The organism is Micromonospora sp. NBRC 110037, from assembly GCF_001652995.1.
GTDB lineage: Bacteria > Actinomycetota > Actinomycetes > Mycobacteriales > Micromonosporaceae > Micromonospora > Micromonospora chalcea.
In genome coordinates this window covers 1,871,971-1,898,392 of sequence record NZ_BBVA01000002.1, presented here as the reverse complement: position 1 = coordinate 1,898,392, position 26,422 = coordinate 1,871,971, and the positions used below count along the sequence as shown (strand labels likewise).

Genomic DNA, 26,422 nt, shown 5'->3' with positions numbered 1-26,422 from the left:
CCGGTCGTGCCGACCGACTGCGGAGGACGATGATGATGGGACCGGGTGACTTCGGCAACGACCCCTGGGACGAGTTCCTGGCCCGATACTTCGGCCGGGGCGAGGGGGGACGCCGACCGGCGCACCGGGTCGACATCACCCGACTGATGACCGCCGACGCCCGGGAGATGCTCGCCGACGCGGCCCGCCGGGCCGCTCAGAAGCACAGCAACGACCTGGACACCGACCATCTGCTCTGGGCGGCGTTGCAGCGCGAGCCGCTGCGCGACCTGGTACGCCGGGCCGGCGCCGACCCGGACACGCTCGTCAACGCGCTCGGCGGGCGGGGTGAGGGCGCGCCCCGGGGCGAGGTGCCGCCGAACCTGTCGCTGACCCCGGCCGCGAAGCGGGCGCTGCTGGACGCGCACCAGCTCTCCCGTGCGATGGGCGCCAACTACATCGGTCCCGAGCACATCCTGATGGCGCTGCCACTGAACCCCGAGTCGCCGGCCGGCCGGATGCTCGCCGCCGGCCGGATCCAGCCGGAGTCGTTGCAGGCGGCCAGCGCCGAGCGGGGCGCGGCCGGCACGCCGCGCCCGGACCGCGGCACCCCCACCCTCGACCAGTACGGGCAGGACCTCACCGAGCTGGCCCGGATGGACCAGATCGACCCGGTGATCGGCCGCGCCGACGAGATCGAGCAGGCGGTGGAGATCCTGTCCCGGCGGACCAAGAACAACCCGGTGCTGATCGGCGAGGCCGGTGTCGGCAAGACCGCGATCGTGGAAGGGCTGGCGGAACGGATCTGCGACGGCGACGTGCCGCAGACGCTGATCGGCAAGCGGGTGATCCAGCTCGACCTGTCCGGCCTGGTCGCCGGCACCCGCTACCGGGGCGACTTCGAGGAACGCCTGAAGAAGGTGATCGACGAGATCCGCGCCCACCGCGACGAGCTGATCATCTTCCTGGACGAGATCCACACGCTGGTCGGCGCGGGCGGCGCCGGCAGCGAGGGCGGGATGGACGCGTCGAACATGCTCAAGCCGGCCCTGGCCCGCGGCGAGCTGCGGGTCATCGGCGCGACCACGCTCGACGAGTACCGGCGCAGCATCGAGAAGGACGCCGCGCTGGCCCGCCGGTTCCAGCCGGTGCTGGTGCCCGAGCCGAGCGTGGAGGACACCGTGGCGATCCTGCGCGGGCTGCGCGACCGGTACGAGGCGCACCACCAGGTCCGGTTCACCGACGAGGCGCTGATCGCCGCCGGTGAGCTGTCCGACCGGTACGTCACCGACCGGTTCCTGCCGGACAAGGCGATCGACCTGATCGACCAGGCCGGCGCGCGGGTGCGGCTGCGGACGCGCACTCCCGCCGAGGACGTGCGCGAGCTGGAGCAGCAGCTCGAGGACACGCGCCGGGACAAGGAGCAGGCGGTCTCCGACGAGCAGTACGAGCGGGCCTCCGCGCTGCGCGACCGGGTCGCCGAGCTGGAGGACCAGGTGCGCCGCGCCCGCGGCGACGAGGGACCCAACCACGTGCCCGAGGTGGGGCCGACGGAGATCGCCGAGGTGGTCTCCCGGGCCACCGGCATCCCGGTCACCCAGCTCACCGAGGAGGAACGCGACCGGCTGCTGCGCCTGGAGGGGCACCTGCACGAGAAGATCATCGGCCAGGACGACGCGGTCAGCGCCGTCTCCGAGGCGGTGCGCCGCTCCCGTACCGGGCTGGCCGACCCGAACCGGCCGATGGGCAGCTTCCTGTTCCTCGGCCCGACCGGCGTCGGCAAGACCGAGCTGGCCCGCGCGCTGGCCGAGGCGCTGTTCGGCGAGGCGGACCGGATGGTCCGGGTGGACATGAGCGAGTTCCAGGAGCGGCACACGGTCAGCCGGCTGGTCGGCGCGCCGCCCGGGTACGTCGGCTACGAGGAGGCCGGCCAGCTCACCGAGGCGGTCCGCCGCCGCCCGTACGCGGTGGTGCTGCTGGACGAGATCGAGAAGGCACACCCGGACGTGTTCAACATCCTGCTCCAGGTGCTCGACGACGGCCGGCTCACCGACAGCCAGGGCCGGACGGTGAACTTCAAGAACACCGTGCTGATCATGACGAGCAACCTCGGCTCGGAGCTGATCACCGGCGCCCAGCGCACCGTCGGCTTCGCCAGCGGCGCGCCCGGCCAGCAGGAGAGCGACGAGCTGCGGGAACGGCTGATGCGCCGGCTCCAGGAGAACTTCCGCCCGGAGTTCCTCAACCGCATCGACGAGGTGATCATCTTCCAGCGGCTGGAGGCCGAGCAGTTGCGCCAGATCACCGGGCTGCTGCTGGAGGAGACCCGCCGCCGCATGCACGCCCAGGACATCCAGGTCGACTTCAGGACCGCCGGCGTGGACTGGCTCGCCGAGCACGGCTACCAGCCGGAGTTCGGCGCCCGCCCGCTGCGCCGGGTGATCCAGCGCGAGGTCGACAACCGGCTGTCCCGGATGCTGCTGGAGAACGAGATATCCCCGGGGCAGAAGGTCATTGTCGACGCCCGCGACGACCAGCTGGTATTCGACGTCACCGCCGGTGAACGCGGGCACGCGGCAGCCACCACGTCTCATCCCCGATGACCGGCGACGGTCCGTTCCCACGGGCCGGACCGCCTCGTCACCGACGGATCGAAAGGGCGGACATGACCGAACCCGAGGAGGTCCCCGACGGCGACATCGGGGCCGGTGAGCCGATCGAGGCGGCCCCGACGGCGAACCCGTCCCGGGTGCGGGTGCCGCCGGAGGGCCTGAAGCAGCACACACCGAACGAGGGCGAGCCGGCATCCGGGCCGCCGCCGGCAGAGGAGGCGTGATGGCACGCGAGGCGCGACTCGACCCCGAGGTCGAGGTGATCTGGGACGACTTCCACGCCGAGGTGAACGTGTCCTCCGAGACGCTGCGGCAGTGGCTGCTGACCCGCGGCTCGGGGGAGGAGGCGTTCGGCCCCGGCCCGGACCTCGACCTGCCCGAACCCGGCCGGCAGATCCTCGCCGTGCTGCGCAAGCGCAAGGTGGACCTCACGCCGGAGGACATCGAGGTGATGCGCGAGGCGATCACCCGGATCCGGGAGCTGACCGCGCAGCGGCCACGCCGGGGCAACGCCGACGACGAGTGGCGGCACGCCCTGCTCGACCTCGGCCACGACGTCCTGATCGAACGCTGAGCCGGTACGCCGGCGCCCGGGCGGGTCACCCACCCGGGCGCCGGCGTCTACTCCGACTCCAGGCTGGGCAGCCGCAGCCCGGCCGCGTCCGCCGCGGCCAGCAGGTCGTCCCGGGCCCGCTCCGCACGGCTGAGCAGGTTGGCGTACTCGGTGACGTCGGCCGGGTCCGGCACCTCCGGCAGCCGCCGCAGGAACGCCTCCACCTCGGCGGCGGCGGTGGTGTGCGCGGTGGCCGCCTGACGCAGCAGCTCCCGCTGGTCGGCGGCCGGATACAGATCAGTCATGTCGCCGGTGTTACCCGGGTTCAGGCGATTCGCACCCCGCCGGTGCCGTTGGGCTGCACGCCGAACTCCGGGTGCGCCAGCAACCAGCCCAGATAGTCGGGATGGTTGGCCAGCGCGTCCGTGTACGCCGCCACCGCCGCCGCCAGCACCGGGTCGGCCACCGCGGCCGCCGGCACGTCCGGGTGCCAGCCGAGCAGCAGCCGCCAGCGCAGCGGTGAACCGGCCAGCCGCCGCGTGACCAGCCCGGCGACCGGCCGGAACGTGGCCTGGCACAACGCCACCGCCTCGCCCGCGTCCACCAGCTCCAGGGCGGCCCGCACGTCCGCCTCGTACACCTTCTTGGGGGTGAAGCCGGCGCGGGCGCACGCGGCGGCGAAGCAGTCGCCGAAGCAGCCGTCGCCCGGCGCGGCCACCCACCGCTCGTGACTCAGGTCGACCAGGTCGATCTCGGCGCGACCGGCCAGCGGGTGGGTCTGCGGCAGCAGCACGCAGATCGGCTCCACCGCCACCTCCCGCCAGCTCAGCCCGAACCCCGCCGACGGCGTCGAGTCGCCGCACACCCCGGTGAGGGCGAAGTCGAGCCGGCCGCCGGCCACCATCTGCGCCAGCTCGTCCACCGACCACGAGGCGTACGTGGTGATCTGCGCGTCCGGCCGCTCGGCGGCGAGCCGGTGCACCAGCCGGCCCATGATCGGGCTGTTCACCCCGCCGAAGCGGTAGCGGCGCAGCGGGTCGCCCGCGCCGGCCATCCGGGCCGCCTCGTCCCGCAGGCCCTTCATCGCCGGCAGCAGCACCCGCGCCCGGTCCAGCACCAGTTCGCCCAGCGCGGTCGGGCGGGCGCCGCGGCGGTCCCGTTCGAACAGCGGCCCGCCCAGCGCCCGTTCGATCCGCTGAAGCTGGGCGGTCAACGCCGGCTGGGCCAGGCCGAGCGCCGAGGCGGCCTTGGTGACGCTCCCCGTCTCCGCGATCGCGCAGACCACACGCAGGTGTCGCAGCTCCAGATCCATACCGTGACGGTAGGACCACGAACCGATACGCGAAAGGGGCGATCGGCTCAGCTCTGGCGGCGGTGTTCCAGGTCACTCAGCCGGGTACGCCGTCCGGAGACCGCGTCGCGCACCTTGTCGAGCACCCCGACCGCCGGCTCGACGATCTTGTTCCAGGGCGGGGTGGCCGGCGTGCCGGGGTGCGGCCGGGTCGGCGCCGCCTCCTCCGCGATCTCCCACCGGTTGCCCAGCCGGATCAGCTCCGCGTCGCTCGCCACCTCCCGCAGCGGCGTGACCAGCGCGGCGACGCGGCTGACGTGCCGGCGCACCCGCTCGGCCACGTCGGCGACCGCCGGGTCGTCCGCGCCGGACAGCTCCTTGAGCGCGGTCAGCAGCCCGGCGTCGGCCTCGATCTCCCGCTCCACCAGCTCGACGGCGTCCGGCATGGCGGCCCGGGCCGCCGGGAACAGATACTGCTCCTCGGCCGACAGGTGCCGGGACACCGCGGCGGTCAGCACGTCCAGCACGTCGCGCCGCTCGGCCGCCGTCAGCGCCGCGTCGCTGACCCGGTCGGCCAGCCCCAGCAGCGCCCGGTGCTCGGTGTCCACGAGGTCGGCCACGCTTCGCCCACCCGGCCGGTACGCGTCGTCGGCGGCGGGCGGCAGCGGCGGCAGCGGGACGGTCATGGGGCCCTCCTCGTGACGGCCGGGGTCGATGTCCCGGGCGCCTCCGCCGGTACCCGGCCGGGAGATCCACGAAACCGCGGCGCGCACCGACGGCCGCGACGACCCCGCCTGCTGATATAAGGAAGCGATGACGAGCGACGCCCTCCCCGCCCGGCCCGACGCCACCGACGAGGTCGTGGACCTCTGCCGCGACCTGCTGCGCATCGACACCACGAACACCGGCGACAACGACACGAGCGTGGGGGAGCGGCGCGCCGCCGAGTACGTGGCGGAGAAGCTCGCCGAGGCCGGCGTCGACGCCGAGATCCACGAGTCTGCCCCCGGCCGGGCGAACGTGGTCGCCCGCATCCCCGGCACCGAGCCGGGCCGCGACGCGCTGCTCGTGCACGGCCACCTCGACGTCGTGCCCGCCGACCCGGACGAGTGGTCGGTGCACCCGTTCTCCGGCGAGATCCGCGACGGCTACCTCTGGGGCCGCGGCGCGATCGACATGAAGGACTTCGACGCCATGGTCCTCGCCGTGGTCCGCGGCTGGCAGCGCGCCGGCGTCCGCCCCCGGCGCGACATCGTGCTCGCGTTCACCGCCGACGAGGAAGCCGGCAGCGACTACGGCGCGCACTTCCTCACCCAGCGGCACCGCGACCTGTTCGACGGCTGCACCGAGGCGATCGGCGAGGTCGGCGGCTTCTCCTACTCCGTGGACGAGCAGCGCCGGCTCTACCTGATCGAGACCGCCGAGAAGGGCATCGACTGGCTGCGCCTGCACGCCAAGGGCCGGCCCGGCCACGGCTCGATGATGCACGACGACAACGCGGTCACCGCGCTGGCCGAGGCGGTCGCCCGGATCGGCCGGCACCGCTTCCCGGTGGTGATGACCGACACCGTACGCGCCTTCCTGGCCGAGGTGTCCGACGTGCTCGGCATCGAGATCGACCCGGACGACCCGGAGACCGCGATCGCCAAGCTCGGCCCGATCGCCAACATCATCGGCGCGACCATCCGCAACACCGCCAACCCGACCCGGCTGGCCGCCGGCTACAAGGACAACGTCATCCCCGGCCGGGCCACCGCCACCATCGACTGCCGCAGCCTGCCCGGGCAGAGCGAGGAGCTGGAACGGCAGCTGCGCGAGCTGGTCGGGCCGGACATCGCCATCGAGTACGTCCAGCGCCAGCCGGCCCTGGAGACCACGTTCGACGGTGACCTGGTGGCGGGCATGTCGGCCGCGCTGCGCGCCGAGGACCCCGGCGCCCACCCGGTGCCGTACATGCTCTCCGGCGGCACCGACGCCAAGGCGTTCTCCCGGCTCGGCATCCGCTGCTTCGGTTTCGCGCCGCTGCGGCTGCCCGCCGACCTCAATTTCTCCGGCCTGTTCCACGGCATCGACGAGCGGGTTCCGCTGGACGGACTACAGTTCGGCGTGCGGGTTCTGGACCGCTTCCTGCGTACCTGCTGACCGCGCCCACAGCGGCGCCGTCGGCACGGAACCCTCCCCCCATCGCGAAGGGACTGCCACACATGACCGACCAGCACGGTGAGCTGGATGCCGCCCTCGAGCGGGTGATCGACGCCGCTCGCGCCCACCTGGCCGCCGTCCGGGCCGCTCAGGGCCGGATCGACGACGACGCCGTCTGGCAGGCGTACGTCGCGTTGAACAACGCCTCGTTCGCCTACGACGAGCAGCTGCTCGACGCGTTCGGCGAGGTGACGCCCTGGGACGTGGAGTCGATCGACCCGGACGAGGCCGACGAGCGCTTCGGCGCCGTGGAGGGCGGCGAGCCCACCGACCCGCACCCGCGGGTCATCTCGGTGCGGCAGCGGCGCGACTACCGGGTGCCGAGCGTCGCCGCGCTGCTGCGTGCCGCCGAGGCGGCCCGCCGCGACGGCACCCCGGAGGACGACGAGCCGGCCCCGGTGGAGGGCGTCGGCGAGGCGGTGCTGGAGCTGCTGCAGAGCGGCGACGGCTCGCTGTCCGCGCTGGACGTGCCGGAGCTGGAGCCGCTCGACGGCGTGGTCATGGTCAGCGAGGTCGGCACCCCGGTCGACCTGGAGTCGTTCGACGACGACGACCCGGTCGGGCCGTTCCAGCCCGCCGCCGACGACCGGCTGGTCGGCCGGCTCGACGAGCACCCGTTCATGGAGCTCGACGAGGAGCACGACCACGCGCACTAGGCCGTGCGCGTCCCCGGGGCGGCGCCGCGTCGCGCGGCCCCGGGGACGGGCCCGTCAGTACGACAGGCCCGGCTGCGGCTTGTTCACCAGGCGGCGCCGCAGCACCACCTGCCGCGTGCCGTCCCGGTAGAGCCGCACCCGGGCCAGCTCCCAGCCGGAGAACTCGGCCTGGATCGCCAGCTGCGCCGCGGCGGTCAGCCGATCGACGTTCGAAGGCAACCGCAGCGGCGCGTATTCGTAGTCCATGCCCCTATGCTGCCCAGGTCGCGGGCCCTCCGCCACCCCCTGACGGTGACCCGGACCGCCCCGCCGCGGCTCATCCGTCGCGCTCCGGGTAGCCCACCGGCACCGCCGACACGTCGTCCAGCGCCGTGACGATCTCCTCCGGCAGCGTCATCCGCTCCACCTGCAACGCGCCGAGCAGCTGCCCGACGGTCCGGGCGCCCAGGATCGGCGCGGTCACGCCGGGCCGGTCCCGCACCCAGGCCAGCGCCACCTCCAGCGGCGACACGCCGAGCCCGCCGGCCGCGATGGCGACCGCCTCCACGATGCTGGAGCAGCGCGGCTCCAGGTAGGTGGCGACGAACCGTTCGAAGTGCGGCGACACCGCCCGCGAGTCGGCCGGGCGGCCGTTGCGGTACTTGCCGGTCAGCACGCCCCGGCCCAGCGGCGACCAGGGCAGCACGCCCAGCCCCATCCCGGCGCAGGCGGGCAGCACCTCCCGCTCCACGCCGCGCTCCAGCAGCGAGTACTCCACCTGCGCGGCGACCACCGGGGCGCGCCCCGGCCAGGCGGCCTGCCAGGCGGCGGCGCGGGCGGTCTGCCAGCCGGAGAAGTTCGACACGCCGACGTAGCGGGCCTTCCCGCTCGACACGGCATGGTCCAGGGCCGAGAGCGTCTCCTCCAGCGGCGTGTCCGGGTCGTACCCGTGCACCTGCCAGAGGTCGACGTGGTCGGTGCCGAGCCGGCGCAGCGAGGCGTCGAGCGTGCGCAGCAGGTGCCCGCGCGAGCCGTCCCGGCGGCGGCTGCCCGGCCGCAGCCCCGCCTTGGTGGCGATCAGCAGCTCGTCGCGGTCCACCAGGCTGCCCAGCAGCGAGCCGATCACCGATTCGGCGTCGCCGTCGGCGTACACGTCCGCGGTGTCCACGAGGTTGCCGCCCGCGTCGAGGAAACTCTTCAGCTGGGCGGCCGCGTCGTCGGCGTCGGTGTCGCGTCCCCAGGTCATGGTGCCGAGCGCGAGCCGCGATACCGCCAGCCCGCTTCGGCCGAGCGGTCGCTGTTGCATGCGTGAACCTTATTTCGAACCCGGCGTCACGGATATCCTCGCCGCAGTCAAGTTCCCGCGCGACATCAGACCGGTGTGACATGTTCGGGTGAGCCGGACGTCGAGGGCGCCACGCTCATTGCGTAACCTGATGCGACCTGTGGTGCGGATGGCGGGAGGATCAGTGCGACTCGGGCTCAACCTCGGATACCAAACGGCGTGGAGCACGCCGTTCGACCACCTGGCATTGGCCCAGGAGGCGGACCGGCTCGGCTACTCGGTCGTGTGGGCCGCGGAGGCGTACGGCTCGGACTCGCCGAGCATCCTGTCCTGGATCGCCGGACAGACCGAGCGGATCGACGTCGGGTCGGCGGTCATGCAGATCCCGGCCCGCTCGCCCGCCATGACCGCGATGACCGCGGCGACCATCGACACGATCTCCGGCGGCCGGTTCCGGCTCGGCCTGGGCGTGTCCGGCCCGCAGGTCTCGGAGGGCTGGCACGGCGTGCGGTTCGCCAAGCCGCTGGCCCGCACCCGGGAGTACGTGGACATCGTCAAGCTGGCGGTGGCCCGCAAGGAGGTCGCGTACGACGGCGAGCACTACACGCTGCCGCTGCCGGACGGCCCGGGCAAGGCGCTGCGGCTGGGCTTCCACCCGCCGCGCGAGCACATCCCGATCTACCTGGCCGCCGTCGGCCCGAAGAACCTGGAGCTGGCCGGCGAGATCGCCGACGGCTGGCTGGCCGTCTTCTACTCCCCGGAGTTCGCCGAGGAGCACCTCGCCTCGGTCCGGGCCGGCCGCGCCGCCGCCGGCAAGGAACTGGCCGGCTTCGACGTGGTGCCGTCCGTGCCGGTGGTGGTCGGCGACGACGTCGCCACCTGCGCCGAGCTGGTCCGCTGGTACGCCGCGCTGTACGTCGGCGGCATGGGCAGCCGCAAGCAGAACTTCTACAACCAGCTCGCCACCCGGATGGGCTACGGCGACGCGGCCCGCGAGGTCCAGGACCTCTACCTGGCCAAGCGGCAGCGCGACGCGGCCGCCGCCGTACCGATGGAGTTCATCGACCGCACCTCGCTGCTCGGCCCGAAGGAGCGCATCGCCGAGCGCATGCGGGAGTACGCCGCCGCGGGCGTGACCACGCTGTCGGTGTCGCTGTTCGTGGCCGACCGGGAGAGCGGGGTGCAGACCCTGCGGACCGTCGCCGAGGCGCTGGAGCTGTCCGGAGTCGGGGAGTGACCTGGATCGAGGCCATCGTCCTGGGCCTGGTCCAGGGGCTGACCGAGTTCCTTCCGGTGTCCTCGTCCGGGCACCTGCGGATCACCTCGGAGCTGTTCTTCGGCCGGGACGCGGGCGCGTCGTTCACCGCGGTGACCCAGCTCGGCACCGAGGCCGCCGTCCTGATCTACTTCGCCAAGGACATCTGGCGGATCGTCCGCACCTGGTGCCTGGGCCTGTTCGACCGCTCGGTGCGCTCCAGCCTCGACTACCGCATGGGCTGGTACGTCATCGTCGGCACCATCCCGATCGGCATCTTCGGACTGATCTTCAAGGACCAGATCCGCACCGCCGGCCGCAACCTCTGGCTGATCTCCTGCACGCTGATCATCGGCGCCGTGCTGCTGGCCTTCGCCGAGTACTGGGGCCGGCAGACCCGTACGCTGGAGAACTTCCGGATGCGCGACGGCGTGGTGATGGGCTTCGCCCAGGCCGCGGCGCTCGTACCAGGCGTGTCCCGCTCCGGCGGCACGCTGACCGCGGGCCTGCTGCTCAACCTGACCCGGGAGACCGCGGCCCGCTACTCGTTCCTGCTGGCCATCCCGGCCGTGGTGATCTCCGGCGTGTTCAGCCTGCCGGACGTCTTCGAGCCGTCCGCGCCCGGCACCGCCGCGCCGAGCGTGGCGCAGATGGTGGTGGCGACGCTGATCGCGTTCGCCGTCGGGTACGCGGCCATCGCCTGGCTGCTGCGCTACGTCGCACACCACACGCTGTACGTCTTCGTGCTCTACCGGGTCGCGCTGGGCAGCCTGGTGATCTGCCTGCTGGCCACCGGCACGATCAGCGCCACCTGACGCTGTCATGCGAAAGGCCGGCACCCGATGTTCGGGGTGCCGGCCTTTCGCTTGTCTCAGCTGTTCCAGTGCTCGGCGACCAGGTCGGCGGCCTGCTGCTCCCACTGGGCGTAGTGGTCGGGGTACGCGCTGACCTGGACGGTCTGGGCGGCGACGGTCAGGGGCATGTCGCGCCAGCCGTCGACCTGCTTGAGGCCCTTGAGGAACGCGGTGGTGGAGTATTCGGGGTCGGTGATCTGCTCGACCGTGCCCCAACCGGAGGAGGGGCGCTGCTGGAACAGGCCCTGCGAGTCGTGGTCGTTACGGTCACCGAGGTGGCCGAGGTTTTCCAGCTTCGACTCCTGCAGGGCGGTGGCGATCGACACGACCGCGGCGCGTTCGTCCATGCCGGCCTTCTTCGTGGCGGCGATGATGGCCTTGACGTTGGCGGTCTGCTCGTCGTCGAGGTCGATGCGGGACTGGGTGCCCTGCACGCCGTGCGGGATCAGCGCGGCGCTGTCGAGCTTGCTGGCGGCCTGGGTGGTGGTGACCGCGGCGGCGTTGCGGGTGGTGGGGGTGCTGGTGTCGTGGTTGAGGGGGCCGGCGGCGAGGCCACCGGCGACGGTCAGACCGGCGATACCGAGGATGCTCTTGCGCAGGATCGTGTTCATGAGGGGGCTCCATTCGGGGGTCGACGCACCCGGGGGCGAGTGCGTGGGCACCGTCAGGCGCTCAGAGAAGTCTTCGGGGGGATCCGGCTCGCTGCCCGTGGCTGCGGGGGCCGGAGACATGTCCAACGACCGCCGCCCCGGGATCATTCCGGGGTGCCGGGGGATGCTGCTGCGGTCGTTCACCAGGTATAACGCCCCCGCCCCGCCACCGATTCCGCCACCCGGGTGTCCCCAACCACCCCGAAACCCGACACCCACCCCACCCGACACCCCGGCTCACCCTCCCGTGACCCGGAAGCGTCGATCATGAGGTTGACGGCACCTCGTGTCCGGTTTGTCACCGTCAACCTCATGATCGTGTGGGAGGTCGGGTCGCCGACGGCAGGGCTGGCCGGAGATCTTGGTACGGAGCGGCCCTTACAAGGGCGGGAACGTACCAAGATCTCCGGCGTGCGCCGCTACCTCAGGAGATCTTGGAAGGAAATGGCTCTCATAGGGGCCCAAATCTTCCAAGATCTCCGGCGGAGTGCCGCGCGAGACGAACGAGCTGCGCAATGCGACGGGCGATCACGATCGACGCGGACGGGATGTGAGGGCGGGGACGGGGTGTGAGGGCGGGGAAGGTCGGCGTCGTGGCGGGACGATCAACGTCGGGGCGTACCGCCTAGGGTGGTCTGCGTGGCGACCCTTCTGCTTCTGCGACACGGCCGGACCACCGCGAACGCCGACGGCGGCCTGGCTGGGCGGCAACCGGTCGAGCTGGACGACACCGGCCGGGCGCAGGCGACGGCGGTGGGCGGGCGGCTCGCCGGGCTGCCGCTCGCGGCGGTGGTGACCAGCCCGCTGATCCGCTGCCGGCAGACCCTGGAACTGGCGCTGCCGGACGCCGAACCGGTCGTGGACGACGGGCTGATCGAGTGCGGGTACGGCGACTGGGAGGGGCAGTCGCTGAAGAAGCTGGCGAAGGAGCCGCTCTGGCCGGTGGTGCAGCAGCATCCGAGCGCCGCCGCGTTCCCGCAGGGGGAGTCGATGGCGGCGATGTCCGCGCGCGCGGTGGCGGCGGTACGGGCGTGGGACGCGCGGGTCACCGCCGAGCACGGACCGGAGGCGGTCTGGCTCGCGTGCAGCCACGGTGATGTGATCAAGGCGATCGTGGCGGACGCGCTCGGCGTACACCTTGATCTTTTTCAGCGGATCGTGGCCGACCCGGCGTCGGTGACCGCGATCCGCTACACGCCGCTGCGGCCGTTCCTGGTCCGGCTCAACGACACCGGCGGCGACCTGTCGGCGCTGGTCCCGCCGCCGCGCAAGCGGCGCCGGCGCGCGGCGCGGCCGGCCGAGTCGGACGCGGCGGTCGGCGGGGGCGCGGGCGCGGCCGGATAGCCGGCCCGGCGCGGCGCGTTCGCTCTGGGCGGATTCGGCGTCGGTGGGCTGCGCGGCACTTCCACGCGCCGGATAGGGTCGTGGGTATGACGCACCAGGTGCACGCCTTCGAGCCGCCGGAGCGGTTCGTCGCCGGTACGGTCGGCCCGCCGGGGGAGCGCACGTTCTTCCTCCAGGCGCGCGGCGGCGGCCGGCTGGTCAGCGTGTCGCTGGAGAAGGTCCAGGTGTCGTTGCTCGCCGAGAAGCTCGAGGAGCTGCTCGCCGAGGCGCAGCGCCGCTTCGGCGTGCAGCTGCCGGAGGCCGCGCCGCCGACGGGCGGCGACAACGAGCCGCTCGACACCCCGGTGGACGAGGAGTTCCGCGTCGGCACGCTGGGCCTGGCCTTCGACGTGGACACCGCGACAGTGGTGATCGAGGCGATCGCCGTGGGCGAGGCGGAAGTCGAGGTCGAGCTGGGCGACGCGGACGACGACGCCGACGAGGAACCGGACGAGCCGGACGACGACCTCGACCGGCTCCGGGTCCGACTGACCCCGGAGGCGACCCGCGAGTTCATCGAGCGGGCCAAGCGCGTCGTCAACGCCGGCCGTCCCCCCTGCCCGCTGTGCGGGCAGCCGCTGGACCCGGCCGGTCACCTCTGCCCCCGGAACAACGGCTATCACCGGTGACGTCGTCGGAACTGCAGCCCCGACAGGACGGCGCCGAGGCGCTGCGGCTGCTCGCCGACGGTGAGCTGACCCTGGAGGGGCGGCTTGTCGACGCCTCCAACGCCACGCTGCGCGCCGTCGTCGCGCTCGGCGACGTCACCGCCCACTGTGTCTACAAGCCGGTACGCGGTGAGCGCCCGCTGTGGGACTTCCCGGACGGTACGCTCGCCGGCCGCGAGGTGGCCGCCTACCTGGTGTCCCGGGCCACCGGCTGGGACCTGGTGCCCCCCACGGTGCTGCGGGACGGCCCGTTCGGCCCCGGCTCCTGCCAGCTCTGGATCGACGAGCCGGACGACGCCGAGCCACTGGTCGGGTTCGTGCCGGCGCGGGAGATCCCGCCGCGCTGGTTCCCGGTGGCCGCGGCCCGCGACGACGACGGCGCCGCGTACGCGCTGGCGCACGCCGACGACCCGCGTCTGGCCCGGCTCGCCGTGCTCGACGCGGTGATCAACAACGCCGACCGCAAGGGCGGTCACGTGCTCGTCGGCCCGGACGACCGGATCTACGGCGTCGACCACGGCGTGAGCTTCCACGTCGAGGAGAAGCTGCGTACGGTGCTGTGGGGCTGGGCCGGCCGCGAGCTGCCGCCGGACGCGGTGGAGATGCTCGACGGCCTGGCCGGTCAGCTTCGCGGCCCGCTCGGCGAGGAGCTCGCCGAGCACCTGACGATCGGCGAGACGGCGGCGCTGGCGGCCCGCGTCGAGCGGCTGCGCGGGACCGGCCGGTTCCCGCTGCCTCCCGAGGAGTGGCCGGCGATGCCCTGGCCGCCGATGTGAGCCGCTGTCGCGTTGATCACCCGTAGGGCGGCACCCGAGCGTCTGACGGATCGTTAGGCTGGCCGTCATGGAGTCTTGGGCGGGACACGAGGTGCCGCGGCTGCCCGGCGAGGGCGTGCCGCTGCGGTTGTACGACTCGGCGCGGCAGGGCGCCCATCCCAGCCGGCCCGAGGGCGCGGCCTCGATGTACGTCTGCGGCATCACCCCGTACGACGCCACGCACCTGGGGCACGCCGCCACCATGATCGCGTTCGATCTGGTGCAGCGGATGTGGCGCGACGCCGGCCTCGACGTGCGGTACGTGCAGAACGTCACCGACATCGACGACCCGCTGCTGGAACGCGCCGAGCGCGACGGCGAGGACTGGAAGGTCCTGGCCATGCGGGAGACCGCGCTGTTCCGCGAGGACATGGAGGCGCTGCGGATGATCCCGCCGGCGCACTACGTCGGCGCCGTCGAGTCGATCCCGGAGATCGCCGAGAAGGTGCTGGTGCTGCTCAAGGACGGCGCGGCGTACCGGCTCGACGACGGCACCGGCGACGTCTACTTCGACATCTCCGCCGCCCCGCGCTTCGGCTACGAGTCGAACCTGTCCCGCGAGGAGATGCTCGAACTGTTCGCCGAGCGCGGCGGCGACCCGGAGCGCGCCGGCAAGCGCGACCCGCTCGACCCGCTGCTGTGGCGCGGCGCCCGCGAGGGCGAGCCGTCCTGGCCCGGCGGCGAACTCGGCGCGGGCCGTCCCGGCTGGCACATCGAGTGCACGGTCATCGCGTTGAACCTGCTCGGCGACCGGATCGACGTGCAGGGCGGCGGCAACGACCTGATCTTCCCGCACCACGAGTGCTCCGCCGCGCACGCCGAGCGGCTCACCGGCGAGGCGCCTTTCGCCGACCACTACGTACACGCCGGCATGATCGGCCTGGACGGCGAGAAGATGTCGAAGTCCCAGGGTAACCTGGTCTTCGTGTCCCGGCTGCGGGCCGACAAGGTCGACCCGATGGCGGTGCGGCTGGCGTTGATGAGCGGCCACTACCGCAGCGACCGCTCCTGGACCGAGGATCTGCTCACCGAGGCGCGGGAGCGGCTGGGCCGCTGGCGGCGGGCCGCCGCCGCGCCGGCCGGGCCGTCGGGGGCGGCGTTGCTGGCCGAGGTACGCGAGCGCCTGGCCGACGATCTGGACACGCCGGGCGCTCTGGCGGCGGCTGACCGTTGGGCCGACGGAGCGTTGAACGGCGTCACGGACGACCCGGAGGCCCCGGTGCTGTTCACCGACACGGTCGACGCGCTCCTGGGCATCGCCCTGTAGCCGTTCCGCCCGGCCGCCCGCGCACCCGTCCCTCGCTCACCCGTCCCCGCCCCCGCGCCGCGCCTCGTCCTCGCGTCGCTCTCGCCTCGCCTCGCTTCCGCCTCGCCTCGCCTCGCCGATCTTGCACTTGCGGCCGGCCTTCTCGCCGTTTCGCCCCAGTTTGCGGGGTTCGAAACCGCAAGATCGCGTCGCTCGGCGGGCGGGTGGAACGTGACGGGTGTCTCGAGGGCGGTTTGACACCCACGGTGTTCCACCCGGCACGACCCGACCCGGGGGGCTCCGCCCGGGCGTGGCCGTTCCGGGAGCATGTGTGCGCCGGCCCCGCCGGCACGCCTCGGCGATCTTGCACTCGCGGCCCCTGGAGCGTCGGAAATGCGCCGTCTGCCGGGGCGGAAAGTGCAAGATCGCCGGGGCGGGGGCAAAGCGGTCAGCCCAGGACCAGGCCGGGGTCGGGGTCCTGGTCGGGAGCCGGGGCGGGGATCCTGTACTCCTCGGTGAGCGTGGTCATCGGGCCGGGCCAGGTCGCCTGCGCGACCTCGATCGGCTTGCGTCGCTCGTCGTACGCCACGTGCAGCAGGTGCAGCACCGGCGTGTCCGGGCGGATCTGGAGGATCTCCGCCTCCTCCCGGCTGGGCTGGCGCGCGCTGATCGTGTCGGTGGCGGTGACGTACCGCCGGCCGGTGACCTCCTCGGCCTCCTGGTAGAGCGGGCGGCCGAACGCCTCGGCGCGTTCCAGTGACGTGCCGGCGGTGTCGGCGGGCAGGAACCAGGACGCGCCGACCTCGACCGGGGAGTCGTCGGTGCGTACCAGGTGCCGGCGGCAGAGCAGTTCGGTGCCGTCGGCGACGCCGAACGCGTCGGCCACCTCGGCCGGGGCGGGGGAGCGGCCGACCGAGACGAGTTGCTGGCGGTACCGGGCGGCCAGGTCGGTGTGGTAGCCGCGGAAGCCGCCGTACCGGCCCCGGGACAGGCGGTTGAGGCGGCGCCGGGTGCCCCGGACGTACGTACCGGAGCCGGGTTTGGTGATCAGGATGCCCTCGACCCGCAGCTGGTCGACGGCGCGCTGCACGGTCTGCTTCGCCACGCCGAACATCTCGGCGATGGCCGGGATGGACGGCAGCCGCTCGCCGGGGCCCCAGTCGCCGCGGCGCACCTGGGCCTTGAGCTGCGCGGCGATCTGCCGGTGCGGGAACTCGGCCGCGCCGGGGTTGATCTGCATCCGGGCCTCCTCAGAACAGCTAGGTTCCTAGGATGCCCTAGAGGGTGTGACCGCGCCACCCCGGACACGCAGAAGCCGGGCCCCGGCAGGGGGACCCGGCTTCGACGGAAAACGGCTACCAGGAACCCGCTGTCGGCCCGGCGGAACCGCCGCGGCGACGCAGGTACTTCTCGAACTCCTGGGCGATCTCGTCCCCGGTCAACGGGGTGATGCCGGCGTCGCCGACCCGTTCCTCCAGCTCACGCACGTACTCGCCGAGTTCCGCGTCCTGCTCGGCGGCGCTGCGCACCCGCTGCTCCCATTCGGCTGCCTCCTCGGCCAGGTCGGCCATCGGCACCGGCAGGTCGAGTACCTCCTCGACCCGGTGCAGCAGCGCCAGCGTGGCCTTCGGGCAGGGCGGGTTGTTGGCGTAGTGCGGCACGTGCACCCAGAACGACACCGCGTCGACCTCGGCGCGGGTGCAGGCGTCGTGCAGCACGCCGACGATGCCGGTCGGCCCGTCGTACCGGGTGGGGGTGAGCTGGTAGCGCTTGGCGGCGTCGGCGTCCGACGCGCTGCCGCTGATCGGCAGCGGCCGGGTGTACGGCACGTCTGCGAGCAACGCGCCGAGCAGCACCACCCGCTCGACCTCCAGGCTGTGGCAGATCTCCAGCACCTGCTCGCAGAACGTCCGCCAGCGCATGCTCGGCTCGATGCCCCGGATCAGCACCACGTCCCGTTCGGTGCCCTCCGGGCTGGCCACCATGAACCGCGTGGTGGGCCACTCGACGCGCCGGGTCTCCCCGTCGGCCATGGTGATCGTCGGGCGGCTCACCTGGAAGTCGTAGAAGTCCTCCGGGTCCAGCTCGGTCACCTCCCGGGCCTGCCAGACCTGCTCCAGGTGTTCCACGGCGGCGGTGGAGGCGTCGGCGGCGTCGTTCCAGCCCTCGAAGGCCGCGATGGCGACCGGCGAGCGCAGTACCGGCAGCCCGTCGAACTCGGTCACGCCGTCACCTCACCCTGCTCGTCGGGCGCGGCGTCGCCCCGTCGCACTGTCGCACCCCTGTTGTCCTTCACGTCCGCCAGCCTACGTGCCGCCGCCGGAGCGGGCCCGTCGGCCGCGCCGGTCGCCGAGCCCGACCACCCGGGCGAACCGGCGCAAAGGCGTACGCGGTCCGCCGGGCAGTATGTGGGAAGGCCCGGTTCGGGTGAGTCTGCCGTACTCGGGCGCACTAACCTGGGCCATGTGCCTATTTCGTTGCGTGACCTCCTGGCCGATCGGATCCTGATCGCGGACGGCGCGATGGGGACGATGCTCCAGGCGGCCGACCTCACCCTTGACGACTTCGACGGCCTCGAAGGCTGCAACGAGATCCTCAACGTGACCCGGCCGGATGTGGTCCGCGGCGTGCACGACGCCTACCTGGCAGCCGGCGCGGACTGCGTGGAGACCAACACCTTCGGCGCGAACCTGCCCAACCTCGCCGAGTACGGCATCCCCGGCCGCATCCGGGAGCTGTCCGAGGCGGGCGCGCGGATCGCGCGGGAGGCCGCCGACGAGTACGCGACGCCGGAGCACCCCCGGTTCGTGCTCGGCTCGATGGGTCCGGGCACCAAGCTGCCCACGCTCGGGCACGCGAGCTACGCCTCGCTGCGTGACGCGTACCAGGAGAACGCCGCCGGTCTGATCGCCGGCGGGGCGGACGCGCTGATCATCGAGACCTGCCAGGACCTGCTCCAGGTCAAGGCGGCGGTGGTCGGGTCGAAGCGGGCCCGCGCCGAGGCGGGCCGGGACGTGCCGATCATCTGTCAGGTGGCGGTGGAGACCACCGGCACGATGCTGCTGGGCAGCGAGATCGGCGCGGCGCTGACGGCGATCGAGCCGCTCGGCGTCGACCTGATCGGGCTCAACTGCTCGACCGGCCCGGCGGAGATGGGCGAGCACCTGCGCTACCTGGCGCAGCACTCGCGTATCCCGATCTCGGTGATGCCGAACGCGGGCCTGCCGGTGCTCACGGCCGACGGGGCGTACTTCCCGCTCAGCCCGGACGAGCTGGCCGACGCGCTTGAGCGGTTCGTCACCGACTACGGCGTGGGCCTGATCGGCGGCTGCTGCGGCACCACCCCGGAGCACATCCGGGTGCTGGTGGAGCGCCTCGGCGGGCGGGCGCCGGTGGCGCGGGAGCCGAAGCCGGAGGCCGGCGTCTCCTCGATCTACCACCACGTGCCGTTCGCCCAGGACGCCAGCATCCTGATGGTGGGGGAGCGGACCAACGCCAACGGCTCGAAGGCGTTCCGCGAGTCCATGCTCGCCGGGGACTGGCAGGCCTGCGTGGAGGTCGCCCGCAGCCAGGCCCGGGACGGCTCGCACCTGCTCGACCTCTGCGTCGACTACGTGGGCCGCGACGGCACGCAGGACATGCGGGAGCTGGCCGGCCGGTTCGCCACCGCGTCGACGCTGCCGATCGTGCTGGACTCCACCGAACCGGCGGTGATCGAGGCCGGCCTGGAGATGCTCGGCGGCCGGTGCGTGGTCAACTCGGTCAACTTCGAGGACGGCGACGGCCCCGACTCCCGCTACGCGCGGGTCATGCCGGTGGTCAAGGAGCACGGCGCCGCCGTCGTGGCGCTGCTCATCGACGAGGAGGGCCAGGCCCGCACCCGCGAGTGGAAGGTACGGGTGGCCTCCCGGCTGATCGACGACCTGACCGGCCGGTGGGGGATGCGTCGGGAGGACATCCTCATCGACGCGCTGACGTTCCCGATCGCCACCGGGCAGGAGGAGACCCGCCGCGACGGCATCGAGACGATCGAGGCGATCCGGGAGATCGCGGCCCGTTATCCGGGCGTCAACTTCACCGCCGGCATCTCCAACGTCTCGTTCGGCCTCAACCCGGCGGCCCGGCAGGTGCTCAACTCGGTGTTCCTGCACGAGTGCGCCCAGGCCGGGCTGACCTCGGCGATCGTGCACGCCAGCAAGATCCTGCCGATGTCGCGGATCCCGGACGAGCAGCGCGAGGTGGCGCTCGACCTGGTGTACGACCGGCGCCGCGAGGGCTACGACCCGGTGCAGCGGTTCATCGAGGCGTTCGAGGGCGTGGACGCGGCGTCGGCGCGCGCCACCCGGGCCGAGGAACTGGCCGCGCTGCCGCTGGACGAGCGGCTCAAGCGGCGGATCATCGACGGTGAGCGCAACGGCCTGGAGGCCGATCTGGACACGGCGATGGCGCAGGGGCGTACGCCGCTGTCCATCATCAACGACCTGCTGCTGGACGGCATGAAGGTGGTCGGCGAGCTGTTCGGCTCCGGCCAGATGCAGTTGCCGTTCGTGCTCCAGTCCGCCGAGGTGATGAAGACCGCGGTGGCGTACCTGGAGCCGCACATGGAGAAGACCGACGACGACGGCAAGGGCCGGATCGTGCTCGCCACGGTGAAGGGCGACGTGCACGACATCGGCAAGAACCTGGTCGACATCATCCTGTCCAACAACGGCTACGACGTGGTCAACATCGGCATCAAGCAGCCGATCAACGCGATCCTCGACGCGGCCGAGGAACACCGCGCCGACGCGATCGGCATGTCCGGCCTGCTGGTCAAGAGCACAGTCATCATGAAGGAGAACCTGGCCGAGATGGCCTCCCGCGGCGTGGCCGAGCGCTGGCCGGTGCTGCTCGGCGGCGCGGCGCTGACCCGCGCGTACGTGGAGGACGACCTGCGCTCGATCTACCCGGGTCAGGTGCACTACGCCCGCGACGCGTTCGAAGGGCTGTCCCTGATGGACCGCGTGATGGCGGCCAAGCGCGGCGGCGCGCCGGTGGTCGACCCGGAGCGCGAGGCGGCGCTGGCGGCCCGCCGGGAGCGCCGCGAGCGGCAGCGCGCGCAGGTGCGCGAGGCCCTGCCCGAACTGGACGACGCCTCGGTCCGCTCCGACGTGGCGGTGGACGTTGCCGTGCCGAAGCCGCCGTTCTTCGGCACCCGCGTCGTCAAGGGCGTGCCGCTGGCCGACTACGCGGCGCTGCTGGACGAGCGGGCCACGTTCCTGGGCCAGTGGGGGCTGCGCGGCGCCCGCGGCGGCAAGGGCCCGTCGTACGAGGAACTGGTCGAGACCGAGGGCCGGCCCCGGCTGCGGTACTGGCTGGACCGCCTGATCTCCGACCAGGTGCTGGAGGCGGCCGTGGTGTACGGCTACTTCCCGGCGTACTCCGAGGGCAACGACCTGGTGGTGTTGGACGAGAACGGGCACAGCGAGCGGGCCCGGTTCTCCTTCCCCCGGCAGCGGCAGGAGCGGCGGCTGTGCCTGGCCGACTTCTTCCGGCCCAAGGGCGACCAGCTCGACGTGGTGGCGTTGCAGCTGGTCACCGTCGGGCAGCCGATCAGCGAGTACACGGCGAAGATGTTCGCCGGCAACGAGTACCGCGACTACCTGGAGGTGCACGGCCTGTCGGTGCAGCTCACCGAGGCCCTCGCGGAGTACTGGCACCGGCGGATCCGCGCCGAGCTGGTGCTGCCCGGCGGCGGCACCGTGGCCGACGACGACCCGGCCGACCTGGCGGGTCTGCTACGCACCGACTACCGGGGCTGCCGGTACGCGTTCGGCTACCCGGCCTGCCCGGACCTGGAGGACCGGGCGAAGATCGTGGAGCTGCTGGGCGCGGAGCGGATCGGGGTGCAGTTGTCCGAGGAGTTCCAGTTGGTGCCGGAGCAGGCCACCGACGCGATCGTGGTGCACCACCCGGAGGCGAACTACTTCAACGCCAAGTGATCGCCGTAGGCGCTCTGACCTCCGGTGGAGCGCCTACGGCAAGCTCCAGCCGTTAGAGGTGGACCAACGGTGCCGAACCGTGACCATGCAGCCTCGAACCGGCGGAACAACGCCGCCCTTACTCATGTGGTCGGTGTGCCGTCACGTGTCGTAGAGGCCGTCCCACGGCTCGTGGAACCCTAGGCGATCCGGATACAGCTCGACCCAGTCGACGTGGCTGCCGTCGCCCGCCCGGTCGCCGGACTCGTCGACCAGACCGAACACGACGCCGTCCTGACGGGTCTGGAACAGTTGTACGGCGATGTCGCCGTACGACCTGCCGGGCAGGCTCGCGAGCAGCCCGTCGAGTGCCTCGCTCAGCGCGCCTCGATCCGGAACCCGCGTGATGGTCGAGCTCCGGTACGTCCCGTGGTGGTCGAAGAGGTGCACGTACGCGTGGTGGTCCCACGCCGAGGCGAGGAACAGCCCTTCGTCGTAGCGGCCGATCGTGTCCGTCCGGTGGCCGGGCTCGTGCGCGATGGGAATCAGCCGGGGTACGGGCACCCGATCAACGTAGCGCACGAGCGCGGGGCGCCCGCCGCGACGGCGGACGCCCCGAAGCGTCGACGTGCCGGTCAGCCGATCAGCGTGACCGAGTAGTCGTACGTCGTCCCGGTCACCGAGTACGTGGCGGTCTGCCCGTTCTCGCAGTACGACACGAAGCTGCTCGGGGTCCGCGTCGCGCCGGCCACCGCGTCCACCACCGGGCGGACGTCGGCGCCGACCGGCAGCGCGGTGGTGGTCAGATCGATCGTCCGCGACTGGTTGATCGGGTAGTTGTCGGTGTTCGCCGTCTCCAGGCCGTTGCTCGCCTGAACACTGAAGGACATCACGAAGGCGGCGTTGTTCACCACGGCGATGCGCTGAACGCAGGGTTCGGCCTGCGCGCTGGCCGCGGAGGCCCCAGCCAGTGCCGATGCGCCGGCGGCGAGCGTCCCGACGAGTGCGGCTCCGACGAGCCTGGCGCGGAAGGTCATGGTGTCACCTCTCGGTCGAACGTGGCGCCGGGCGCCGACTGGCGGCGCCCGGCGTTCGGTCCATATCGGAGTGCCCGCACGTTTTCGATCGAACCCTGCGAATCGATAATGTTCTGTGGCCCGGCCCACGCCGCCCTCCCTCGCGGACGGCCGGGCAGCTCTCAGGCACGTCCCGGAGGGAGTGCGCGCAGGCTTCGCGTCAGGGCGGGAATCATCACCGCGGCCGCGACCAGGTGCAGCGCGACCAGCGTGACGCTCGTCGTGGCGGCGGCCCCGACGAGGAACGGCGGCGCCAGCGACAGCGCGGTCAGCGCCACCGCCGTCCACACGAACCGCGACGCGGGACGCGCGCTGAACCGCAGCAGTACGGCGGCGATGACGACCCCGACGAGGGAGAAGAATCCGGTCACCACGGTGAAGCCGCCGAGCGGGATGGCCTCGTCACCGCCGTCCGGGATCGCGAAGTCGACGCCGGCGGCCCGCGCGAGCGCCGCGCCGAGCGTGGTTGCAGTCATCGCGACGAGTGTGGCGACGACGCCGGTGACGGCGAGCCGCCGGAAGCCGTGCGAACGGCGAGAGCCCACGCCGGTGCCGGTGCTGCTGATCATGTCGCTCCTCCAGAAGTCGGGGGTCAGGACTCGTACCGTCGCGGTGCGGCGGCCGGGGTTGCGCAGCGCGCGTACTCCGGTGTCGCGCAGCCAGAAACCGGCGTCGCGGCGCAGGACCGGCCCGGGCGCGCCGTCGCGCAGCTCCAGCTGCACCCGTCCGCGTGTGACCACGCCGTACGCGTGCTGCCACTGGGCCGCGACCACCGCGACGCGCGCGCCGCCGGGCAGCGCGAGCGTCCGCACCGGCACTACGGGGTACGGTCGGCCGGCAGGCGCCCGGGCAGCCCGAGGCGCGGGAACTGGTCGGCGTGGAACGTGACGATCTCGGTGATCGCCCCGCCGGTGACGCGCAGGGCGTCGACGGTGAGCGGCAGGTACGCGCCGTCGCTCTCCTGCCACAGGTAGAACGCGACGGCGGGCTGCCGGTTCACGGCGGTGGGCACGGCCCGCATGCTGCCCAGGCTCTCGAAGCCGTCCGCGACCCAGTCGGCGACCACCGCGTCCCGGCCGATCTGCAGCCCCGGGGTGGGGGGCATCGAGCAGCGCACGTCGTCGCGCAGCATGGCGGCGAGAGCGGCGACGTCCTTGGCGACGGCGGCGTCGGTGAAGCGGCGTACCAGCTCGCGGGTGCGGGTGTCCGCCTCGTCGCCGGTCCAGTCCTGCCGCTGCGCGGGCAGGTGTTCCCGCATGCCGGCGCGGGCGCGCTGCAACGCGCTGTTCACCGAGTTGACCGAGTCGCCGAGCAGCTCCGCGACGTCCTTGGCGGGCCAGCCGAGCACGTCGCGCAGGATCAGCACGGCACGCGGGCGTGGCGCGAGGTGCTGCACCGCGACCAGGTACGCCAGCTCGATCGTCTCCCGCGCCACCGCGACGGCTTCCGGCTCGTCCGCGCCGGTCGCGGGCAGCTCGTCGAGCAGCCGGTCCGGGTAGGGCTGCAGCCACCGCACCTCGCCGCCGGTCGCCGGCTCGGGACGGCACTTGGCCAGCAGGTCCAGGCAGGCGTTCGTGGCGATGCGGTACAGCCAGGCCCGGAACGTGGAGCGGCCGGCGAACGTCTCGCGCCGCCGCCAGGCGCGCAGGAACGTCTCCTGGACGGTGTCCTCGGCGTCCTCGAACGATCCGAGCATCCGGTAGCAGTGCACGTGCAGCTCCCGCCGGTGCCGCTGCGCCAGCCCGGCGAACGCCGGCTCGTCGACCTCACCCAGATCGCGTACGCCCAGCTCCGCCCGCCGTGGCTCCGCACCCATCACGTCATCCTCCCGCCTCGTCGTGGTCTGTCGCAGGTGTGACGGGTACGGGCGCGGAAACTCATCACCGCGCCGTCAGCTCGCGCGCGGCGCGTACATGATGATCGCGACGCCGACCAGGCAGATGGCCGCGCCGGCGAGGTCGTAGCGGTCGGGCCGGAACTTGTCGACGACCATGCCCCAGGCGAGCGACCCGGCGACGAACACGCCGCCGTAGGCGGCGAGGATGCGGCCGAAGTTCGGGTCCGGCTGGAACGTGGCGACGAATCCGTAGGCGCCGAGCGCGATCACCCCGGCGGCGACCCAGAGCAGGCCGCGGTTCTCCCGCCAGCCCTGCCACACCAGCCAGGCGCCGCCGATCTCGGCGAGCGCGGCGAGCAGGAACAGCAGGATGGACCGGACGACAGTCATGCGTCAGACCGTAGCCGGGCGCGAGGGTCGCGACGCCCGGCGCGGCGACACCTGCGGCCCGCCCGGTCCGCAGGCGTGATCACCAGCGCCACCTGCGGCGACGTCGGGAATACGGCTGTGCTTGGCGGCCCGGCGGACTACCGTCACCGGAGTACGGGCCGACGCCGGACCAGGCGGCGCGTCCACGCCCCCGCCGTCGGCGTTGACGTGGCGGAAACGCCCGAGGGCGAGCATGGGTACGACGAAAGGGGCGGACATGACCGACGAGGTGACGTCGCAGGTCCCGCCGGACCCGGCTCCCGTGCTGAGCGTGCCCGCCGGCACCGGGCCGGTCGGACCGCCGAGCAGCCTGGACCTGTGGGCGCGTGCCCAGGTGCTGCACCGCTGCTTCGGCGACGACGACGGCGAGCCGCACATCATGCGCGGCCTGGACTGACCACGCCGCTCAGCGCACCGTCACGCCGGCCCGCGCCAGCGTCTCCCACCAGGACGCGAGGTCCGGCACCGGCTCGGCGCGGGCGCTGAGCTCGTCCAGCCGCCGCAGTTGTTCCCTGCTCGGTGACGGTGAGACGGTGGCGCCCACGCCGACCAGGGCGTACCGGTGGCCGCCGACGGTGAGCAGCATCGTGCCGAAGATCGTTCCCCGGGCCTCGACCTGCCCGACGGGCGCGGCGAACACCTCCGCGCCGCGCCGGTCGCCGGCCCGCAGCCAGCCCTCGTCGAGGGTCATCAGCACCGGCACGCACCGCAGGCCGTTCCAGAGGCTACGTCGCCAGTAGACAATTCCGGCGTACGACGGGTGCGGCTCCATCCCGGCGACGGTACCCGGGCCGATCCAGCGCGACCGGCGTGGGCGCCCGGGACGCCGTCGCCTGGTGAACGTTTCCCGGCGGCCGTGCGTGTGAGCCGGTGAGCATCACCGGCGTCCGCCGGGGGTACTGCTGCGGGACACGGGTACGAAAACCGGGAGGTCATGGTGGGGGACAGGGCGGGACGTCAGGGGCGCGGGCCGATCGCCGGGCTGGTGGTGGCCGCGCTGGTCGCGGCCGGCTGCATGGCCGGCGGCGTCGACCAGGGCGAGCCGCAGCAGCCCGCACCCCGCAGCAGCGGGCAGCCCGAGTCGCAGACCACCCGGGCGGACGGCACCACCAGCGTCGCCGAATTCAAGCAGGACATCGAGGACGCGGTCCGGCTGGCCGAACGCTACTGGGCGCAGCAGTTCCGCGCCTCCGGTCAGCGGTTCACCCCGATCCGGCGGGTGGTGCCCTACAGCCGGGAGGGCGAGGTGGCCTGTGCCGGGCAGGGCCTGCCGCGCAACAACGCCGTGTACTGCTCGGCCGGCGACTTCATCGCCTACGACGTGAACTGGTCGGTGGCGGCGTTCCGGCAGATCGGCGACGCGTTCCTGTTCTACCTGCTCGGCCACGAGTACGCCCACGGCATGCAGGTGCGGCTCGGCATCCGCTACAACTTCACCATCCAGCAGGAGCTGCAGGCCGACTGCATGGCCGGGGCGTACCTCGGGGACAGCGTGCGCGCCGGGGTGCTGGAGCTGGAGGACGGCGACCTGGAGGAGTTCCGGGAAGGGCTGCTGGCGGTCGGCGACGACCCCGACCAGCCGTGGTTCGCCGAGGGCTCGCACGGCACCGCCGAGCAGCGCAGCGATTCGTTCTTCCGGGGATACGAGAAGTCGCTGGGCGCGTGCGGTCTCGGGTGATGCCGCGGGTCACC

28 protein-coding genes are annotated in these 26,422 nt (G+C 72.8%); 14 read left to right on the top strand and 14 right to left on the bottom strand.

Annotated elements, in window-relative coordinates; translation table 11 throughout:
• Positions 1-32: 32 nt before the first annotated feature.
• The 3 genes from A4R25_RS07705 to A4R25_RS07700 all read left to right on the top strand — a co-directional run bounded on the left by A4R25_RS07705 (position 33) and on the right by A4R25_RS07700 (position 3,165).
• The gene (locus A4R25_RS07705; protein ID WP_064446117.1) at positions 33-2,582 is read left to right on the top strand and encodes an ATP-dependent Clp protease ATP-binding subunit; all 2,550 of its coding nucleotides are present in this window, start codon (positions 33-35) and stop codon (positions 2,580-2,582) included.
• Between the two features lie 62 nt (positions 2,583-2,644).
• Positions 2,645-2,815, top strand: coding sequence for a hypothetical protein (locus A4R25_RS31405; protein WP_166456064.1), 171 nt, complete (start codon positions 2,645-2,647; stop codon positions 2,813-2,815).
• A complete protein-coding gene (locus A4R25_RS07700) occupies positions 2,815-3,165 on the top strand; it encodes a DUF3140 domain-containing protein (protein ID WP_043324444.1) in 351 nt (116 codons plus the stop codon). Before A4R25_RS31405 ends, A4R25_RS07700 begins: the two co-directional genes overlap by 1 nt.
• A gap of 47 nt (positions 3,166-3,212) precedes the next feature.
• On the opposite strand, the gene A4R25_RS07695 is transcribed toward A4R25_RS07700, so the two are convergent.
• Genes A4R25_RS07695 through A4R25_RS07685 form a run of 3 tightly spaced genes read right to left on the bottom strand, consistent with a single transcriptional unit; the run spans position 3,213 to position 5,121 of the window.
• Entirely contained in the window at positions 3,213-3,449 is a 237-nt protein-coding gene (locus tag A4R25_RS07695; protein ID WP_043324442.1) for a hypothetical protein, read from the bottom strand.
• Between the two features lie 20 nt (positions 3,450-3,469).
• Positions 3,470-4,456 carry a LysR family transcriptional regulator gene (locus A4R25_RS07690; RefSeq protein ID WP_043324440.1) on the bottom strand — a complete coding sequence of 329 codons (987 nt, stop codon included), beginning with the start codon at positions 4,454-4,456 and terminating at the stop codon, positions 3,470-3,472.
• Positions 4,457-4,503: 47 nt separating this feature from the next.
• Complete coding sequence (locus tag A4R25_RS07685; protein WP_043324439.1) at positions 4,504-5,121, bottom strand: hemerythrin domain-containing protein; 618 nt, start codon at positions 5,119-5,121, stop codon at positions 4,504-4,506.
• Between the two features lie 127 nt (positions 5,122-5,248).
• Here A4R25_RS07685 and A4R25_RS07680 point away from each other — a divergent pair, with 127 nt between their 5' ends.
• A complete protein-coding gene (locus A4R25_RS07680; RefSeq protein WP_043324436.1) occupies positions 5,249-6,577 on the top strand; it encodes a M20/M25/M40 family metallo-hydrolase in 1,329 nt (442 codons plus the stop codon).
• A gap of 62 nt (positions 6,578-6,639) precedes the next feature.
• Positions 6,640-7,293, top strand: coding sequence for a hypothetical protein (locus tag A4R25_RS07675; protein WP_030504008.1), 654 nt, complete (start codon positions 6,640-6,642; stop codon positions 7,291-7,293).
• Between the two features lie 54 nt (positions 7,294-7,347).
• Here the strand turns inward: A4R25_RS07675 and A4R25_RS07670 are convergent, their stop codons facing one another.
• Positions 7,348-7,539, bottom strand: coding sequence for a DUF5703 family protein (locus tag A4R25_RS07670; protein ID WP_043324435.1), 192 nt, complete (start codon positions 7,537-7,539; stop codon positions 7,348-7,350).
• A gap of 70 nt (positions 7,540-7,609) precedes the next feature.
• Entirely contained in the window at positions 7,610-8,578 is a 969-nt protein-coding gene (locus A4R25_RS07665) for an aldo/keto reductase (RefSeq protein WP_030504007.1), read from the bottom strand.
• Between the two features lie 163 nt (positions 8,579-8,741).
• On the opposite strand from A4R25_RS07665, the gene A4R25_RS07660 reads away from it, so the two are divergent.
• Positions 8,742-9,794, top strand: a complete 1,053-nt coding sequence (locus A4R25_RS07660; RefSeq protein WP_043324433.1) for an LLM class F420-dependent oxidoreductase — start codon at positions 8,742-8,744, stop codon at positions 9,792-9,794.
• A complete protein-coding gene (locus tag A4R25_RS07655; protein ID WP_043324430.1) occupies positions 9,791-10,627 on the top strand; it encodes an undecaprenyl-diphosphate phosphatase in 837 nt (278 codons plus the stop codon). The genes A4R25_RS07660 and A4R25_RS07655 overlap by 4 nt, the downstream gene beginning before the upstream one ends.
• Positions 10,628-10,683: 56 nt before the next feature.
• Here A4R25_RS07655 and A4R25_RS07650 read toward each other — a convergent pair whose 3' ends face one another.
• On the bottom strand, positions 10,684-11,277 hold the full coding sequence (locus tag A4R25_RS07650; protein ID WP_064446116.1) for a hypothetical protein: 594 nt from the start codon (positions 11,275-11,277) through the stop codon (positions 10,684-10,686).
• Between the two features lie 669 nt (positions 11,278-11,946).
• Here A4R25_RS07650 and A4R25_RS07645 point away from each other — a divergent pair.
• The 4 genes from A4R25_RS07645 to mshC all read left to right on the top strand — a co-directional run bounded on the left by A4R25_RS07645 (position 11,947) and on the right by mshC (position 15,449).
• Positions 11,947-12,660, top strand: a complete 714-nt coding sequence (locus tag A4R25_RS07645; RefSeq protein WP_064446115.1) for a histidine phosphatase family protein — start codon at positions 11,947-11,949, stop codon at positions 12,658-12,660.
• Positions 12,661-12,746: 86 nt separating this feature from the next.
• Positions 12,747-13,328, top strand: a complete 582-nt coding sequence (locus tag A4R25_RS07640) for a DUF3090 domain-containing protein (protein ID WP_043324423.1) — start codon at positions 12,747-12,749, stop codon at positions 13,326-13,328.
• On the top strand, positions 13,325-14,143 hold the full coding sequence (locus A4R25_RS07635; protein WP_043324421.1) for an SCO1664 family protein: 819 nt from the start codon (positions 13,325-13,327) through the stop codon (positions 14,141-14,143). Before A4R25_RS07640 ends, A4R25_RS07635 begins: the two co-directional genes overlap by 4 nt.
• Before the next feature lie 67 nt (positions 14,144-14,210).
• A complete protein-coding gene (mshC, locus tag A4R25_RS07630) occupies positions 14,211-15,449 on the top strand; it encodes a cysteine--1-D-myo-inosityl 2-amino-2-deoxy-alpha-D-glucopyranoside ligase (protein WP_043324419.1) in 1,239 nt (412 codons plus the stop codon).
• Positions 15,450-15,876: 427 nt separating this feature from the next.
• Here the strand turns inward: mshC and A4R25_RS07625 are convergent, their stop codons facing one another.
• Together A4R25_RS07625 and A4R25_RS07620 are read right to left on the bottom strand one after the other, a co-directional pair.
• A complete protein-coding gene (locus A4R25_RS07625) occupies positions 15,877-16,668 on the bottom strand; it encodes a GntR family transcriptional regulator (RefSeq protein ID WP_064446114.1) in 792 nt (263 codons plus the stop codon).
• 115 nt (positions 16,669-16,783) lie between these two features.
• On the bottom strand, positions 16,784-17,653 hold the full coding sequence (locus A4R25_RS07620) for a PAC2 family protein (protein ID WP_013286081.1): 870 nt from the start codon (positions 17,651-17,653) through the stop codon (positions 16,784-16,786).
• 240 nt (positions 17,654-17,893) lie between these two features.
• On the opposite strand from A4R25_RS07620, the gene metH reads away from it, so the two are divergent.
• Positions 17,894-21,409 carry a methionine synthase gene (gene metH / locus A4R25_RS07615; RefSeq protein WP_197494854.1) on the top strand — a complete coding sequence of 1,172 codons (3,516 nt, stop codon included), beginning with the start codon at positions 17,894-17,896 and terminating at the stop codon, positions 21,407-21,409.
• Positions 21,410-21,550: 141 nt separating this feature from the next.
• On the opposite strand, the gene A4R25_RS07610 is transcribed toward metH, so the two are convergent.
• The 5 genes from A4R25_RS07610 to A4R25_RS07590 form a co-directional block, all read right to left on the bottom strand.
• On the bottom strand, positions 21,551-21,952 hold the full coding sequence (locus tag A4R25_RS07610; RefSeq protein ID WP_064446112.1) for a hypothetical protein: 402 nt from the start codon (positions 21,950-21,952) through the stop codon (positions 21,551-21,553).
• 71 nt (positions 21,953-22,023) lie between these two features.
• The gene (locus A4R25_RS07605) at positions 22,024-22,425 is read right to left on the bottom strand and encodes a hypothetical protein (protein ID WP_064446111.1); all 402 of its coding nucleotides are present in this window, start codon (positions 22,423-22,425) and stop codon (positions 22,024-22,026) included.
• A gap of 161 nt (positions 22,426-22,586) precedes the next feature.
• A complete protein-coding gene (locus A4R25_RS07600) occupies positions 22,587-23,276 on the bottom strand; it encodes a DUF6069 family protein (protein WP_231915449.1) in 690 nt (229 codons plus the stop codon).
• Positions 23,277-23,281: 5 nt separating this feature from the next.
• Positions 23,282-24,283 (bottom strand): RNA polymerase subunit sigma-70, encoded by a 1,002-nt coding sequence (locus A4R25_RS07595; protein ID WP_373887992.1) that lies wholly within the window; start codon positions 24,281-24,283, stop codon positions 23,282-23,284.
• 72 nt (positions 24,284-24,355) lie between these two features.
• Positions 24,356-24,691, bottom strand: a complete 336-nt coding sequence (locus A4R25_RS07590) for a YnfA family protein (protein WP_064446108.1) — start codon at positions 24,689-24,691, stop codon at positions 24,356-24,358.
• A gap of 256 nt (positions 24,692-24,947) precedes the next feature.
• Between A4R25_RS07590 and A4R25_RS07585 the strand changes: the two genes are divergently transcribed.
• On the top strand, positions 24,948-25,127 hold the full coding sequence (locus tag A4R25_RS07585; RefSeq protein ID WP_030504114.1) for a hypothetical protein: 180 nt from the start codon (positions 24,948-24,950) through the stop codon (positions 25,125-25,127).
• 9 nt (positions 25,128-25,136) lie between these two features.
• Here the strand turns inward: A4R25_RS07585 and A4R25_RS07580 are convergent, their stop codons facing one another.
• Positions 25,137-25,502: a hypothetical protein gene (locus A4R25_RS07580; RefSeq protein WP_064446107.1), complete on the bottom strand. Its 366-nt coding sequence runs from the start codon at positions 25,500-25,502 to the stop codon at positions 25,137-25,139.
• Positions 25,503-25,667: 165 nt separating this feature from the next.
• Here A4R25_RS07580 and A4R25_RS07575 point away from each other — a divergent pair, with 165 nt between their 5' ends.
• Positions 25,668-26,408 carry a neutral zinc metallopeptidase gene (locus A4R25_RS07575; RefSeq protein ID WP_064446507.1) on the top strand — a complete coding sequence of 247 codons (741 nt, stop codon included), beginning with the start codon at positions 25,668-25,670 and terminating at the stop codon, positions 26,406-26,408.
• The last annotated feature ends 14 nt before the right edge of the window (positions 26,409-26,422 follow it).

What these genes read in the sequence shown, in the direction of transcription:
- A4R25_RS07680 (WP_043324436.1), top strand. Translation starts at nt 5,249, where the DNA reads ATGACGAGCGACGCCCTCCCCGCCCGGCCCGACGCCACCGACGAGGTC.
- A4R25_RS07580 (WP_064446107.1), bottom strand. Translation starts at nt 25,502, where the DNA reads ATGGAGCCGCACCCGTCGTACGCCGGAATTGTCTACTGGCGACGTAGC.
- A4R25_RS07590 (WP_064446108.1), bottom strand. Translation starts at nt 24,691, where the DNA reads ATGACTGTCGTCCGGTCCATCCTGCTGTTCCTGCTCGCCGCGCTCGCC.
- A4R25_RS07675 (WP_030504008.1), top strand. Translation starts at nt 6,640, where the DNA reads ATGACCGACCAGCACGGTGAGCTGGATGCCGCCCTCGAGCGGGTGATC.
- A4R25_RS07605 (WP_064446111.1), bottom strand. Translation starts at nt 22,425, where the DNA reads ATGACCTTCCGCGCCAGGCTCGTCGGAGCCGCACTCGTCGGGACGCTC.
- A4R25_RS07665 (WP_030504007.1), bottom strand. Translation starts at nt 8,578, where the DNA reads ATGCAACAGCGACCGCTCGGCCGAAGCGGGCTGGCGGTATCGCGGCTC.
- A4R25_RS07705 (WP_064446117.1), top strand. Translation starts at nt 33, where the DNA reads ATGATGGGACCGGGTGACTTCGGCAACGACCCCTGGGACGAGTTCCTG.
- A4R25_RS07690 (WP_043324440.1), bottom strand. Translation starts at nt 4,456, where the DNA reads ATGGATCTGGAGCTGCGACACCTGCGTGTGGTCTGCGCGATCGCGGAG.
- A4R25_RS07585 (WP_030504114.1), top strand. Translation starts at nt 24,948, where the DNA reads ATGACCGACGAGGTGACGTCGCAGGTCCCGCCGGACCCGGCTCCCGTG.
- A4R25_RS07650 (WP_064446116.1), bottom strand. Translation starts at nt 11,277, where the DNA reads ATGAACACGATCCTGCGCAAGAGCATCCTCGGTATCGCCGGTCTGACC.
- A4R25_RS07670 (WP_043324435.1), bottom strand. Translation starts at nt 7,539, where the DNA reads ATGGACTACGAATACGCGCCGCTGCGGTTGCCTTCGAACGTCGATCGG.
- A4R25_RS07640 (WP_043324423.1), top strand. Translation starts at nt 12,747, where the DNA reads ATGACGCACCAGGTGCACGCCTTCGAGCCGCCGGAGCGGTTCGTCGCC.
- A4R25_RS31405 (WP_166456064.1), top strand. Translation starts at nt 2,645, where the DNA reads ATGACCGAACCCGAGGAGGTCCCCGACGGCGACATCGGGGCCGGTGAG.
- A4R25_RS07700 (WP_043324444.1), top strand. Translation starts at nt 2,815, where the DNA reads ATGGCACGCGAGGCGCGACTCGACCCCGAGGTCGAGGTGATCTGGGAC.
- A4R25_RS07695 (WP_043324442.1), bottom strand. Translation starts at nt 3,449, where the DNA reads ATGACTGATCTGTATCCGGCCGCCGACCAGCGGGAGCTGCTGCGTCAG.
- A4R25_RS07625 (WP_064446114.1), bottom strand. Translation starts at nt 16,668, where the DNA reads ATGCAGATCAACCCCGGCGCGGCCGAGTTCCCGCACCGGCAGATCGCC.
- mshC (WP_043324419.1), top strand. Translation starts at nt 14,211, where the DNA reads ATGGAGTCTTGGGCGGGACACGAGGTGCCGCGGCTGCCCGGCGAGGGC.
- A4R25_RS07685 (WP_043324439.1), bottom strand. Translation starts at nt 5,121, where the DNA reads ATGACCGTCCCGCTGCCGCCGCTGCCGCCCGCCGCCGACGACGCGTAC.